Raw genomic sequence first — 12,604 nt, forward strand, 5'->3', positions numbered from 1 at the left:
AACCACCCCTAACGTGGCGCTGATGCTTCGTTATGCGCTCAAACGGCTGTTTTCGCTGGCCCTTAGTCTGGCTGTGGCTTCGATCGTCATCTTTGCGGTGATCGAGGTGGCACCGGGTGATCCGGCGTCGTTCATGCTGGGCGTCAATGCGCAGCCCGACACGCTGGCCGCACTCAGGGCCGAGCTTGGACTGGATGTTCCCAAAACCCAGCGGTACTTCGATTGGATCGGCGGTATGCTGAGCGGGGATTTCGGTACCTCCTACACCTATCGTACACCGGTTTCAGGCATGATTGCGGACAGGTTGTGGGTCTCATTACCTTTGGCGCTTTATGCACTGGCCCTGTCCACGCTGATCGCCTTTCCGGCAGGAATTTATGCTGCCGCGCGTCGGGGCAAACCCGGCGATTTGGCTGTCATGGGGACCACGCAGTTGGGGATTGCGGTGCCGAATTTCTGGTTCGCCATGATGCTGGTGCTGATTTTCGCCATTAATCTGCGTTGGTTCAATGCCGGTGGCTTTGCTGGCTGGGACAAAGGGCTGTGGGCTGGGCTGCATTCCCTGACACTGCCCGCAATCGCCCTTGCACTGCCGCAGGCAGCCATTCTGGCGCGCGTCATGCGCTCGGCCCTGCTGGATATTCTGGGCGAGGATTTCATGCGCACTGCACGCGCCAAAGGCCTCAGCCGTCGTCAGGCGCTGTGGCGGCACGGGGTGCGCAACGCGCTGATCCCGGTGCTGACGATTATCGGGCTGCAGTTTTCCTTTCTGCTCGCCGGGTCGATCATCATCGAACAGGTCTTCTATCTTCCGGGTCTGGGAAGGCTGGTCTTTCAATCCATTTCCTCCCGCGACCTCATCGTGGTGGAATCCGTTGTCATGCTGCTGGTCTTTGCGGTCATTACCGTGAACTTCGTGGTGGATCTGGCCTATGCCGCCGTTGACCCCAGACTAAGGAGCAGGACATGAGCCGAAACCTGATCCTTGGCGCTATATTGTCTTCGCTGGTGCTGCTGGCCGCGCTGATCTCGTTTGTTTGGACGCCGTACGACTACGCGGCGCTGGATATCCCGGCCAAGCTGCAACCCCCCAACGCGCAGCACTGGTTTGGTACGGATCATTTCGGGCGCGACATTTTCTCGATGATCATGGTCGGCGCGCGCACCTCGATCGCTGTGGCGCTGGTGGCGGTGGGCATCGGCATGGCGCTGGGCGTACCCCTTGGTCTTACGGCAGCAGCGCGCAAAGGGTCGTGGCTGGATGAGCTGATCATGCGCGGCAATGATCTGGTCTTTGCGTTCCCGTCGCTCGTCATCGCCATCCTGATCACAGCCGTCTTCGGGGCAGGGGCAATCAACGCCATTATCGCCATCGGTATCTTCAACATCCCCGTCTTCGCGCGCATCACGCGCGGTGCAGCCCTGTCGCTGTGGGAGCGGGAGTTCATCCTTGCCGCCCGCGTTGCTGGCAAGGGCGCGGCGCGCATTTCTGCCGAGCACATTCTGCCCAACGTGGCCAACCTGCTGATCGTGCAAGGCACCATTCAGTTTTCGCTGGGTATCCTTGCCGAGGCGGGCCTGTCCTATGTCGGTCTGGGCGCACAGCCGCCCACGCCCAGCTGGGGCCGGATGCTGGCCGATGCGCAGACAATGGTCAGTATTGCCCCGCATTTGGCTCTGATTCCGGGACTGGCCATAATACTAACGGTGCTGGGACTGAACCTGATGGGCGACGGCCTGCGCGATTGGCTGGATCCACGGATCAGGGTGGCGCGCGCATGACCCTGTTGCAGATAGAAAACCTGTCGCTGTCGATCAACACGACCGATATCCTGCGGGACGTCAGCCTGTCCATTGCGCCGGGCGAGATTGTTGCGGTCACCGGCGAAAGCGGCTCGGGCAAGTCGATGACGGCGCTGGCAATCATGCAATTGTTGCCCGGCGGGGCACAGAGCAGCGGGTCGGTTCTGCTTGAGGGGCAGGAGCTGCTGAATGGTTCCGAAGATGACATGTGCCGCCTGCGCGGTGCCTCAATCGGAATGGTGTTTCAGGAGCCGATGACCGCGCTCAACCCGGTCAAGACGATTGGCGATCAGGTGATGGAGACCATCCTGATCCACAAGGCGATGCCACCGGACAAGGCGCGGGATCGTGCGCAAGAGGTGCTGATCCGGGTAGGCCTGCCCCCTGACAGGTTCCCCCTGTCCCGCTATCCGCATGAACTGTCCGGGGGTCAAAGACAGCGGGTGGTGATCGCGATGGCCATCGCTCTTCGCCCGAAACTGCTGATCGCGGATGAACCAACAACAGCGTTGGACGTGACGACTCAGGCGCAGATACTGGACCTGCTCAAGGGGCTGGTCAGTGAATATGGTATGGGCCTGCTGATGATCACGCATGATCTGGCAGTGGTTGCCGACATGGCCGACCGAATTGTCGTGATGCGTCACGGTAAGGTGGTCGAGGCCGGGGAAACCGGCCATCTGTTGCGCAACATGCAGCATCCCTACACCCGCATGTTGTTCGAGGCTTCGGATCATCAGGTCGCCTTGCCTGATCCGCCCGAACCCGACCCGCTGCTGGTGGTGGCGGATGTTGTGCGCGACTATCGCCTGCCACGCAAACGTCTATTTGAATCCCCGCGGCATCATCGTGCTGTCGATCACGTCAGTTTTGCGCTCAACAAGGGTGAGCGGTTGGGGCTGGTGGGTGAGTCCGGGTGCGGGAAATCGACTCTGACACGGGCCATTTTGGGGCTGGAGGAGGTTCAGTCCGGCGAAATCCTGCTGGATGGCCAGCCGGTATTCACCGGCCACAAACCCAATCTGGCGGTGCGCCGCAAAATGCAGGTGGTGTTTCAGGACCCGTTCGGCAGTTTCAACCCCCGTCATCGCGTTGCGCGGCTGATTACCGAACCGTTCCACCTGTTGGAAACGCCCCCGACCGGATCAGAGAGGCAGGATCGTATTGCCGAGATGCTGACCGCAGTCGGACTTGGTCCTGACGACGCGGGCAAGTACATCCACGAATTCTCGGGTGGGCAACGCCAGCGGATTGCCATTGCCCGCGCCCTGATCATCCGGCCGGAACTGATCCTATTTGATGAGGCTGTATCAGCCCTCGACGTTTCGGTCAGGGCGCAGGTTCTCGATCTGCTGGCCGAACTGTGCGCAACCTATGATCTGACCTATCTGTTCATCAGCCACGACCTGAGCGTCGTGCGCACAATCACTGACCGGGTGATGGTGATGCAGGCGGGCCAGATTGTCGAGCAGGGGGAAACCGAGCAGGTGTTTGCCGATCCCCAGCACGGCTACACCCAAAAACTTATCGCAGCGGCGCCGACCTTGCCGAACTTTGCAAGGGGTGCGGCGTGAAACATAAATTTCCCCTATTTAGGGCCTGATTTTGTCAAGGAGGCACCAATGAGCAACCCAATATGGTTCGATCCCGGCCATTGTCTGATTGGTGGCCAGTGGAAACCTGCCACATCAGGTGAAACCCTTGTCCTGACAAACCCCTCCGATGGATCTGAAATCTGCCGCATCGCGCGCGGCGGGCCTACCGAGATAGATCGGGCCGTTCAGGCAGCGCGCCTTGCGATGGAGGGGAAATGGGGCCGTTCAACAGCATTGGAACGGGGTCGCATCCTAGTCCGGTTGGGGCAGCTGGTGCTGGACCGGGTCGATGAGCTTGCCGCGCTCGAAGCGATGGATGTGGGCAAACCCCTGACACAGGCACGCGCGGATGCCGTGGCTCTGGCGCGATATTGCGAGTTCTACGGGGGGGCGGCGGACAAGGTGATGGGCGAAACCATCCCCTATCTGGATGGCTATACCGTTTATACGCTGCGCGAACCGCATGGGGTCACGGGGCATATCGTGCCGTGGAACTATCCGATGCAGATTATCGGGCGCTCTGTCGGGGCCGCCTTGGCGATGGGTAACGCCTGTGTACTGAAACCGGCAGAGGAGGCTTGCCTGACTGCGCTCGCCTTCGCCCATCTGGCGGTTGAGGCGGGGCTGCCAACCGGGGCCTTGAACGTCGTACCCGGATTGGGGGCCGAGGCGGGTGCGGCCCTGTCCGGCCATCCGGGGGTCGACCACATCTCATTCACCGGATCGGTTGCCACGGGCGCTCTGGTCCAGCAGGCAGCAGGGAAAAACGTGGTCCCGGTTACGCTGGAACTGGGTGGCAAGTCCCCGCAACTGGTCTTTGACGACGCCGATCTGGATGAGGCGCTGCCGTTTCTTGTCAATGCGGGCATACAGAATGCCGGTCAGACCTGCTCGGCCTCGTCCCGAATTCTGGTTCAGCGCGGTGTATACGATCAGGTCAGGGCCAGAATGGCCGAGGCGTATTCAGACCTTACCGTCGGACCCGCACAAGAGGATTTGCGGGTTGGGCCGTTAATTTCAGCCCGGCAGAAAGAGATCGTCAGCGGGTTCCTGGCCAAGGGCAGCGATCTGAACACCGCCGCGCAGGGCCGGGTGGTCGACCATGCGCCTGAAACCGGGGCCTATGTGCGCCCAACGCTGTTTGCCGACGTACCGCCGGATCACGTTCTGGCACGGGATGAAATCTTTGGGCCGGTTCAGGTGCTGATCCCGTTCGACACCGAAGACGAGGCCGTAAGAATCGCCAACGGAACAGAGTATGGACTGGTCGCCAGTATCTGGACGCGGGACGGCGCCCGGCAGATGCGTCTGGCCAAGCATCTGCGCGCGGGTCAGGTCTTTATCAACAATTATGGTGCCGGTGGCGGCGTTGAATTGCCGTTTGGTGGCGTGGGCAAATCAGGCCACGGGCGGGAAAAAGGGTTTGAGGCGCTGTATGGGTTTTCACAACTGAAAACGGTGGCCGCCCGCCATGGCTAGGTTGGGGCGGGATTTGCTGCCGACCAGCGGGTGATGTTAACTCTGCCCACATCGATTGGGATTGGACAGTGAAAGCCCTTTGTCGGCTTTAATGTCAATCGTGCCTTAAAGCATCCATGATCCGGGGCCTTCGGAGGCCAAATTTTTTTGCGCACATGTTCTTCCCCGCAAAAAACCGGTGCGGAGCGTACTCTGCCCTTCCGGCTTCGTTCATTTGCTCTTGCAGATGCAGCCCTCCATTTGGCAAGCTTGCACCGTTCTCAGGGCGGGGTGGAATTCCCCACCGGCGGTATGCGGATTATCTCCGCAAGCCCGCGAGCGGCTTCTGGCAACGGAAGTGTCAGCAGATCTGGTGAGATGCCAGAGCCGACGGTTACAGTCCGGATGAAAGAGAACGTGCAGGTCACGCCGCGATCCGGCGCGGCTGCTCGTGATCGCCTTGGGTGACGTGTCTGTTACGAAAGGAGATCACAATGACACACACCCGCTATGCTTTCGTCAAAGCCAACTGGCATTCCGATATCGTCGACCGCGCTCTGGATGGATTCCTCGAATTGATCCCCGCCGATAAGGTCGATGTTTTCGATGCACCCGGTGCCTTTGAAATGCCACTGCTGGCCCGCGATTTGGCCCAGACCGGCAAATACGCTGCAATTACCTGTGCAGCCTTCGTCGTGGACGGGGGCATCTATCGACACGATTTCGTGGCGCAGGCCGTCGTCGACGGGCTGATGCGCGCGGGTCTCGATACCGGCGTGCCAGTTCTGTCCATATCACTGACACCCCATCAGTATCAGGAAACCGATCATCACAATGCGATCTACCGCGCGCATTTCGTCCAGAAAGGCCGCGAAGCCGCGCAGGCTGCCCTGCAGATAACCCAAACACGCCAGAAACTCGATAACGCGGCCTGACCGCTACATCTTGTTTCAAATCCGGTGGCGGTGAATTCAGCCACCGGCTCAAGAGGAGGCAACGCCCACTCCTTTGCCCTTGCCATACGCAAATCCGCTTGAGGCCAAGGACACTCCCCGCTAATCACATCGTTCAAAGGAGCACGCCCATGTCGATGAACAGCTTTGGCCATCTTTTCCGCGTCACCACCTGGGGCGAAAGCCACGGTCCGGCGCTGGGCGCGACTGTTGATGGTTGCCCGCCGGGCGTGCAGGTTGACGAAGCGATGATCCAGCACTGGCTGGACAAGCGTAAGCCCGGTCAGAACAAGTTTACCACGCAACGGCGCGAAGCGGACGCGGTGAAAATAATGTCGGGCGTATTCGAAGGACAAACAACGGGCACCCCGGTCCAGCTTATGATCGAAAACACCGATCAGCGGTCCAAGGATTACGGCGACATCATGGACAAGTTCCGCCCGGGCCACGCCGATATCACCTATTGGCAAAAATACGGTATCCGCGACTATCGCGGCGGCGGTCGCAGCTCGGCCCGCGAAACAGCTGCGCGGGTGGCAGCCGGTGGGCTGGCGCGCGAGGCGATCAAACAGCTGGCCCCGAATGTCCAGATTACTGGGTACATGGTGCAAATGGGTCCGTACAAAATAGACAGAGACCGTTTTGACTGGGTGCAAATCGAACAAAACCCGTTCTGGACCCCCGACGCGCAGGCGGCCGGAGAATGGGCGGACTATCTGGACGATCTTCGCAAATCCGGCAATTCGGTTGGCGCGATAGTCGAGGTGGTTGCGCGCGGTGTCCCTGCTGGGCTTGGCGCGCCAGTTTATGCCAAGTTAGACACTGATCTTGCCGCCGCGATGATGTCGATCAACGCCGTCAAGGGTGTCGAGATCGGCGAAGGCATGGCCGCCGCCGAACTTACCGGCGAAGCCAATGCGGATGAGATTTTCATGGGTCAGAACGGCCCTCAATACAGCTCGAACCACGCAGGCGGCATTCTCGGCGGCATCTCGACAGGGCAAGATATCGTTGTACGTTTTGCTGTTAAGCCAACGTCTTCGATCCTGACGACGCGAAAAACCATCACCAAGTCCGGTGAGGAGACCGAAATAATTACCAAAGGCCGTCACGATCCCTGCGTCGGTATCCGGGCGGTGCCCGTGGGTGAGGCCATGATGGCTTGCGTTATTCTGGACCACCTGCTGCTGCATCGCGGCCAAATCGGCGAAAACCGTGGTCAAATTGGCTGATCTTCGCAACCAATTTCGTAGCATCGCCGCGTCCCGCATGGCGACGGATCCGGCGCATGATCTTGCGCATCTGGATCGTGTCTGGGTTAACGCCCGTGCCATCGCAGACGTGCAAACCGATATGCGCGTTCTGCTTGCTGCCTGTTATCTGCACGATCTGGTCAATCTGCCCAAAAACGCGCCTGACCGTCACCTTGCGTCGCGCCTGTCCGCTGAAGAATCAGAGCCTGTGCTGAAGGAAATCGGCTATTCGAGGACGGAAATTCAGGCCACGCAGCATGCTATCGCTGCCCATAGTTTCTCGGCTCAAATTCCTCCTGAAACACAGGAAGCCCGCATTTTGCGCGATGCCGATCGTCTGGACGCGCTTGGTGCAATCGGTATTGCGCGCACTTTTTCGGTTTCCGGTTCACTGGGGCGGGAGCTTTATGACCCCGCGGACCCGTTTGCCAGCGCACGGGCCTTAGATGATCTGCGCTTTTCGGTCGATCACTGGAAGGTCAAATTACTTAACTTGCCTGACGATATGTTGACCGATGGTGGAAAAGTGATGGCCGGTGCCCGGATCCAGCGAATGATCCGGTTTCTTGAAGAATTCGCCGAAGAAATCGGCAGCGACCTGCCACCGGACTGGATACCAAATTAATCGCGCCCCATCCGGGCGTTGATCTTTAGCCCATAAAGGCGCAGGGTCGCGCCGATGGCAAAATCCTTAACATCGCATCGACCCGTTCTTGCTGTGGTGCTCAAACTGAGCGCCCTTTTTCTGTTCACGGCGATGTCGGCACTGGTCAAGGCCCTGTCGGACGACTTTCCACCCGGTGAGATGGTGTTTTTCCGGTCGCTTTTTGCAATCCCGGTCATCGTCATCTGGTTGATTTCACGCGGAGAACTGGCGCACGGGTTCATTGTGAAAAAGCCATCGGGTCATTTCTGGCGCGGCGTTCTTGGGACGACCGCGATGGGGCTGACCTTTACCGGGCTCAGTCTGTTGCCTTTGCCCGAAGTTACCGCAATTGGGTATGCGACGCCGATCTTTACCTTGATTCTGGCGGCGCTGATGCTGGGGGAACGTATCCGGATGATCCGCATCGGCGCTGTAGGGATCGGGTTGCTTGGTGTTCTGATCATGTTGTGGCCCCGGCTGGGCAGCGGCGGAATGGAGACCGCTGCCACCATCGGCGCCCTGTGCGTGCTGGGTGCAACAATCGCCCGCGCTTTTGTGCAGATACACATCCGGCAACTGGTACAGGTTGATCATCCCGCAGCTATCGTATTCTATTTCTCGGCGACCGCGACAGTACTGTCCGCCCTGACGGCCTTTTTCGGGTGGACCATGCCAACCTGGGAACAGGCAGCGATATTGATCGCGATGGGGCTGATCGGGGGCGTGGCGCAAATCCTTGTCACGTCGTCTTATCGGTTTGGTCAGGCCTCGATGCTGGCGCCCTATGATTATACGACCATGCTGTTCGCTATTGTCATCGGGTACGTCTGGTTTGACGAGCTGCCGACGCTGGTGATGTTGTGCGGGGCGGCATTGGTCATTGCAGGCAACGTTCTGGTGATCTGGCGCGAACGCCAGCTTGGGCTTGAACGTGGCAAGGCACGATCGGTCACGGACCCCAAAGCATGACCTTTACCTTTTCCAAACTTCCCCTAGTTTGGCCCTGACAATGAAATGAGGTTCCCCCATGAGCGACGCGCAGGATCACAAGGAAAAGATGCAGCAGGTGCAGGCCCAGCACCGCAAGAAAGTGTCCGAGGCGGTCGATCCCGAACGCGGGCTGGTCCTGATCAACACCGGCAAGGGCAAGGGCAAATCCTCGGCTGCGTTCGGTGTCGTGATCCGGGCGCTGGGCTGGGGAAAGAAAGTCGCCGTTGTGCAGTTCATCAAGGGCAAGTGGAAAACCGGCGAGCGTCGGTTTTTTGAAGAACACAATCTGGTCACCTGGCACACGATGGGCGAGGGTTTTACCTGGGACACGCAGGATCGCGAACGCGATATCGCCGCCGCCACCGCTGCCTTTGGCAAGGCACGTGCGCTGATGGAAAGCGGCGAATACGATCTGGTGGTGCTGGACGAGATCAATATTGCCCTGCGTTATGAATATCTTTCGGTGGCCGATGTTCTCGAGGGTCTGAAGGCCCGGTCCGACAAGACCAGCGTGTTCCTGACCGGTCGTGACGCTCCGCAGGAGTTGCGCGACTATGCCGATCTTGTCACCGAGATGACCGAGGAGAAGCACCCGTTTCAGGCAGGGATCAAAGCCCAGCGTGGCGTGGATTTTTGAATCGACGCACGTCGAAACTAGCTAGTGCCAGATGTCGGGCAAGCTTGATTTCTTGCGCGCCATGAAGTCCTGCAAATCCTCTTCAATCGCCTCGTCCAGAGGCGGCGCCTGATAATCCGAAAGCTGCTTTTTCCACTTGGCATTGGCGCGGACCGCCATGTCCGCGCCACCACGCTCGGACCATGTTTCAAAGGGCTGTGTGTCGGACAGTTCGGCGTTGTAGAATGCGGTTTCGTAATTCCTGAGCGTATGGGCGCAGCCAAAGAAGTGTCCGCCGGGCCCAACCTCGGTAAAGGCGTCCATCGCAAAGGCTTCGTCATTCAAGGGCAACCCGGCCACAAATCGGTGCATCGCGCCCAGATAATCCGCGTCCATGACCAGCTTTTCGTATGAGATGGTCAGGGCGCCCTCCAGCCAGCCCGCCGATTGTAAGACAAAGTTCGCGCCGCTCAGTACGGCGGCATGAAGGGCAGTTACGCTTTCCATCATGGATTGCGCATCCGGTAGTTTCGAGCTGGTAAACGCGCCCGAACAGCGGATGGGCAGGCCAACACGTCTGGCAAGTTGCCCGGCCACATAAGACGCAAGCGCCGATTCCGGGGTGCCAAATGATGGCGACCCGGATTTCAGATCCACCGAGGTGACAAAATTGCCAAAAACTACAGGCGCCCCCGGGCGGACCAATTGTGCAAGTGCACATCCGACAAGCACTTCGGAATAGGCCTGAGTGACTGCCGCGATCATCGATACCGGTGCTGTCGCACCACCCAGCACAAAGGGAACGATGACGGGGCATTGATTCGCGGCGGCATAAGTTCGAATGGCGCCCGACATCGCATAATCGAACATCAAAGGTGAATTCATGTTGATGTTCGCCATGATCACACAGTTCTGGTCGGTGAATTCGCGTCCGAATGCAATGCGCGCCATCTCAATGCTGTCTTCTGCTCGTTCGGGTGCTGTGACTGACCCCATGAACGGCTTGTCGCTGTATTTCAGATGGGCAAAAACCATGTCCAGATGGCGTTTGTTCACCGGCAGATCGGTGGGTTCGCAGGTGGTCCCGCCGGAATGGTGCAGCCATGGGGACATGTAAACCAGCTTTGTCAGGTCCTGAAAATCGGCAATGGTGCCGTATCGGCGCCCCCGATCAAGGTCACTGACAAAGGGCATGCCATAGGCAGGACCAAACACCAGGTTGTTCCCGCCCAGATCCACCGTGCGGTCCGGATTGCGGGCGTGCTGACGGAATGTCCGCGGGGCCGTCTTCAGAAGACTCTGTATAAGGCCCGGCGGGAATTGTACCCTATCGCCCTGAACATCCGCCCCGGCTTCGCGCCAAAGTCGCAGCGCCTCGGGGTCGTCGATGAATCGGACGCCGACATCCCGCAATAGCTGCTCGGATCTGACCTCGATAAGCTCCAGCCCTTCTTCGCTCAGCATGTCATAGGGCGGAATTTCGCGCCGTACACCTGCGATGATTGCGGGCTTTGGCGTGCTTGGCACACGCCGGGCGGTGCGTCTTCGAATGGTGCGTTCCATGTCACATCCTGAAAACAGCTGTAATCAAAGACAGTTTCACAAGAAATGGCATCCGGAACTTCGCCGGATGCGACACGAGCCTCCAAACGCGACACAGCGGTTATCACGTTTTTGCGGGTTCGTGGACCCGCTGCGCACTAAGCGCGGATACAATTCGGGCCGCGCATTTCTATATACGCGGCCCGGATTTTAGCGATTTGCCGGATCGGTTCCGGTTGTTTCAGGCTGTCACGCCCCGTTCAGGTGCACTGAGTGAAATCACCAGCACCACCGCTGCGCCGTTCAGCCAGTAATAGGCGGCATCCAGACCGGAAAAGCCCAAAAGACCTGGTGCAAACAGGAAAGTGATGCCAACAACAAGGTCCACTGCAAGGTGGAACCTGTATGGCAGAACCCTCCAGATACCCAGATGGTGATCGGTCAGTACGGTCAGAACAAAGGCCGCCACACCGGTGATCACCGAAAGCCAAAGCGCCATCGGGTTGGACTGCCCCAACCCCAGAACAAATGGCAGAACGACCAGCGCAAGGGCGACCGGATAGTCAAGATAGGCATGCACTGTACGGGTCACAAAACGTAAAGACATTCGAGTTTCCTTTCCCTGGTTAAGATACCCCCAAGTTAGGAAAGTCACCCCGGACGCAGCAGCCCAGATCGTTTAGCATTCTTTGCAGATCGTTCGAAATCCAGCGCGCTTTAGTGCAACGCCCTGTATGCCGCCGGAGACAGTCCGATCTGTTTTTTGAACACGCGCGAAAATGCGGCCTCGGATGCGTATCCCACCTCGATTGCGGCATCGGCCACATTCCATCGGTTTTCCGTCAACCCGTGGCAGGCGATCTGCATCCGCCAGTTGGTCAGGTATTGCAAAGGCGTTGTTCCCATCTTTTGCGCGAACAGCTGCGCAAATGCCGTTCGCGACATTCCGGCCTCACGCGCAAGGGTTTCAACACTCCAACTTTGCGCCGGAGAATGGTGGAACGCCGTCAGGGCGCGGGAAATACGGGGATCGGCAAACCCGGCCAGTGCCGCATTGTCCGGGCTTGAACGTTCGAGATAAGCCCGTATTGCCTGGGCAAACAGCACTTCGGACAGTTTGAGCGCAATCAGGTCTCCCCCAATGCGCGCGCCGCCCACCTCCGAGCCGATCATCCGCAGCGTGGCTTCGATCCAGGTGCCCACTTCTTCGCCATAGTTTTCTATCAGAATGTATGGCGGCAACCGGTCAACCAACATGTGCCCTGCGCCCCGTTTGCCTGGCGCTTGCGTAAATGAGAAATGCCCGCAGATCAGCTGAGTATCCCGGCCTTCTTCAGCTCCGCCATAGACCAGAACGCCATCGCCATTGTAACCGGCGGCTTCCAATACGTTTTCCAGTGGTAATGCATCCACCGGCCGTACTTCGTTACACAGCAGCGCATGCGCCGCGCCATGCGGAATAAGGATCAAATCCCCTTGTTTGAGCCTAAGCATATCTCCCGTTTCAGGCAAAAACACCTTGAGTTCGCCGCGCTGCACAAAATGAAACCGCGCCACGTTTTCAAAACTTGGCACCTGAATTCCGAAGGGCGGCGTAAAGGAAGTTCGAAAATAGAATGTCCCCTTCAGGGACAGGCGGGTGAGGATATCGCTTAGCAGGTCTAACATGGCCAGAAGATAGGCAAGTATTGCCTTTCGTCCACTATGCGGAACGATCTGCAACATAAATTGGATGAATGGCACAAAAA

General features: G+C 58.7%; 12 protein-coding genes and 1 riboswitch. Of the genes, 9 read left to right on the forward strand and 3 right to left on the reverse strand.

The window, feature by feature from the left end; translation table 11 throughout:
• Positions 1 to 22 precede the first annotated feature (22 nt).
• From ACR0NA_RS09270 to cobO, 9 genes are all read left to right on the forward strand, one after another.
• Positions 23 to 970 (forward strand): ABC transporter permease, encoded by a 948-nt coding sequence (locus tag ACR0NA_RS09270; RefSeq protein ID WP_170653624.1) that lies wholly within the window; start codon positions 23 to 25, stop codon positions 968 to 970.
• Positions 967 to 1,782, forward strand: coding sequence for an ABC transporter permease (locus ACR0NA_RS09275; RefSeq protein ID WP_480728270.1), 816 nt, complete (start codon positions 967 to 969; stop codon positions 1,780 to 1,782). The genes ACR0NA_RS09270 and ACR0NA_RS09275 overlap by 4 nt, the downstream gene beginning before the upstream one ends.
• Entirely contained in the window at positions 1,779 to 3,377 is a 1,599-nt protein-coding gene (locus tag ACR0NA_RS09280; RefSeq protein WP_480728272.1) for an ABC transporter ATP-binding protein, read from the forward strand. Before ACR0NA_RS09275 ends, ACR0NA_RS09280 begins: the two co-directional genes overlap by 4 nt.
• 48 nt (positions 3,378 to 3,425) lie before the next feature.
• Positions 3,426 to 4,877 carry an aldehyde dehydrogenase family protein gene (locus ACR0NA_RS09285; RefSeq protein ID WP_480728274.1) on the forward strand — a complete coding sequence of 484 codons (1,452 nt, stop codon included), beginning with the start codon at positions 3,426 to 3,428 and terminating at the stop codon, positions 4,875 to 4,877.
• 252 nt (positions 4,878 to 5,129) lie between these two features.
• Positions 5,130 to 5,277, forward strand: a riboswitch (FMN riboswitch).
• Positions 5,278 to 5,350: 73 nt separating this feature from the next.
• Complete coding sequence (locus ACR0NA_RS09290; protein WP_480728275.1) at positions 5,351 to 5,791, forward strand: 6,7-dimethyl-8-ribityllumazine synthase; 441 nt, start codon at positions 5,351 to 5,353, stop codon at positions 5,789 to 5,791.
• Between the two features lie 149 nt (positions 5,792 to 5,940).
• Positions 5,941 to 7,041, forward strand: coding sequence for a chorismate synthase (gene aroC / locus ACR0NA_RS09295; RefSeq protein ID WP_480728277.1), 1,101 nt, complete (start codon positions 5,941 to 5,943; stop codon positions 7,039 to 7,041).
• 37 nt (positions 7,042 to 7,078) lie between these two features.
• On the forward strand, positions 7,079 to 7,687 hold the full coding sequence (locus ACR0NA_RS09300; protein WP_480728279.1) for an HD domain-containing protein: 609 nt from the start codon (positions 7,079 to 7,081) through the stop codon (positions 7,685 to 7,687).
• Between the two features lie 54 nt (positions 7,688 to 7,741).
• Positions 7,742 to 8,677 (forward strand): DMT family transporter, encoded by a 936-nt coding sequence (locus ACR0NA_RS09305; protein ID WP_480728281.1) that lies wholly within the window; start codon positions 7,742 to 7,744, stop codon positions 8,675 to 8,677.
• A 58-nt stretch (positions 8,678 to 8,735) separates the two neighbouring features.
• Complete coding sequence (gene cobO, locus ACR0NA_RS09310) at positions 8,736 to 9,335, forward strand: cob(I)yrinic acid a,c-diamide adenosyltransferase (protein WP_480728283.1); 600 nt, start codon at positions 8,736 to 8,738, stop codon at positions 9,333 to 9,335.
• A gap of 21 nt (positions 9,336 to 9,356) precedes the next feature.
• On the opposite strand, the gene ACR0NA_RS09315 is transcribed toward cobO, so the two are convergent.
• From ACR0NA_RS09315 to ACR0NA_RS09325, 3 genes are all read right to left on the reverse strand, one after another.
• Positions 9,357 to 10,877 carry a trimethylamine methyltransferase family protein gene (locus tag ACR0NA_RS09315; RefSeq protein WP_480728286.1) on the reverse strand — a complete coding sequence of 507 codons (1,521 nt, stop codon included), beginning with the start codon at positions 10,875 to 10,877 and terminating at the stop codon, positions 9,357 to 9,359.
• A 220-nt stretch (positions 10,878 to 11,097) separates the two neighbouring features.
• Entirely contained in the window at positions 11,098 to 11,463 is a 366-nt protein-coding gene (locus tag ACR0NA_RS09320) for an SPW repeat domain-containing protein (protein ID WP_480728288.1), read from the reverse strand.
• Between the two features lie 110 nt (positions 11,464 to 11,573).
• A complete protein-coding gene (locus ACR0NA_RS09325; protein ID WP_480728290.1) occupies positions 11,574 to 12,524 on the reverse strand; it encodes an AraC family transcriptional regulator in 951 nt (316 codons plus the stop codon).
• Positions 12,525 to 12,604 lie beyond the last annotated feature (80 nt).

Source organism: Ruegeria sp. C11 (assembly GCF_056537725.1).

Bases quoted from the DNA above. Each gene is read 5' to 3' on its own strand.
- ACR0NA_RS09270 (WP_170653624.1), top strand. From the start codon at position 23: ATGCTTCGTTATGCGCTCAAACGGCTGTTTTCGCTGGCCCTTAGTCTG.
- aroC (WP_480728277.1), top strand. From the start codon at position 5,941: ATGTCGATGAACAGCTTTGGCCATCTTTTCCGCGTCACCACCTGGGGC.
- ACR0NA_RS09325 (WP_480728290.1), bottom strand. From the start codon at position 12,524: ATGTTAGACCTGCTAAGCGATATCCTCACCCGCCTGTCCCTGAAGGGG.
- ACR0NA_RS09320 (WP_480728288.1), bottom strand. From the start codon at position 11,463: ATGTCTTTACGTTTTGTGACCCGTACAGTGCATGCCTATCTTGACTAT.
- cobO (WP_480728283.1), top strand. From the start codon at position 8,736: ATGAGCGACGCGCAGGATCACAAGGAAAAGATGCAGCAGGTGCAGGCC.
- ACR0NA_RS09305 (WP_480728281.1), top strand. From the start codon at position 7,742: ATGGCAAAATCCTTAACATCGCATCGACCCGTTCTTGCTGTGGTGCTC.
- ACR0NA_RS09285 (WP_480728274.1), top strand. From the start codon at position 3,426: ATGAGCAACCCAATATGGTTCGATCCCGGCCATTGTCTGATTGGTGGC.
- ACR0NA_RS09280 (WP_480728272.1), top strand. From the start codon at position 1,779: ATGACCCTGTTGCAGATAGAAAACCTGTCGCTGTCGATCAACACGACC.
- ACR0NA_RS09290 (WP_480728275.1), top strand. From the start codon at position 5,351: ATGACACACACCCGCTATGCTTTCGTCAAAGCCAACTGGCATTCCGAT.
- ACR0NA_RS09300 (WP_480728279.1), top strand. From the start codon at position 7,079: ATGGCGACGGATCCGGCGCATGATCTTGCGCATCTGGATCGTGTCTGG.
- ACR0NA_RS09275 (WP_480728270.1), top strand. From the start codon at position 967: ATGAGCCGAAACCTGATCCTTGGCGCTATATTGTCTTCGCTGGTGCTG.
- ACR0NA_RS09315 (WP_480728286.1), bottom strand. From the start codon at position 10,877: ATGGAACGCACCATTCGAAGACGCACCGCCCGGCGTGTGCCAAGCACG.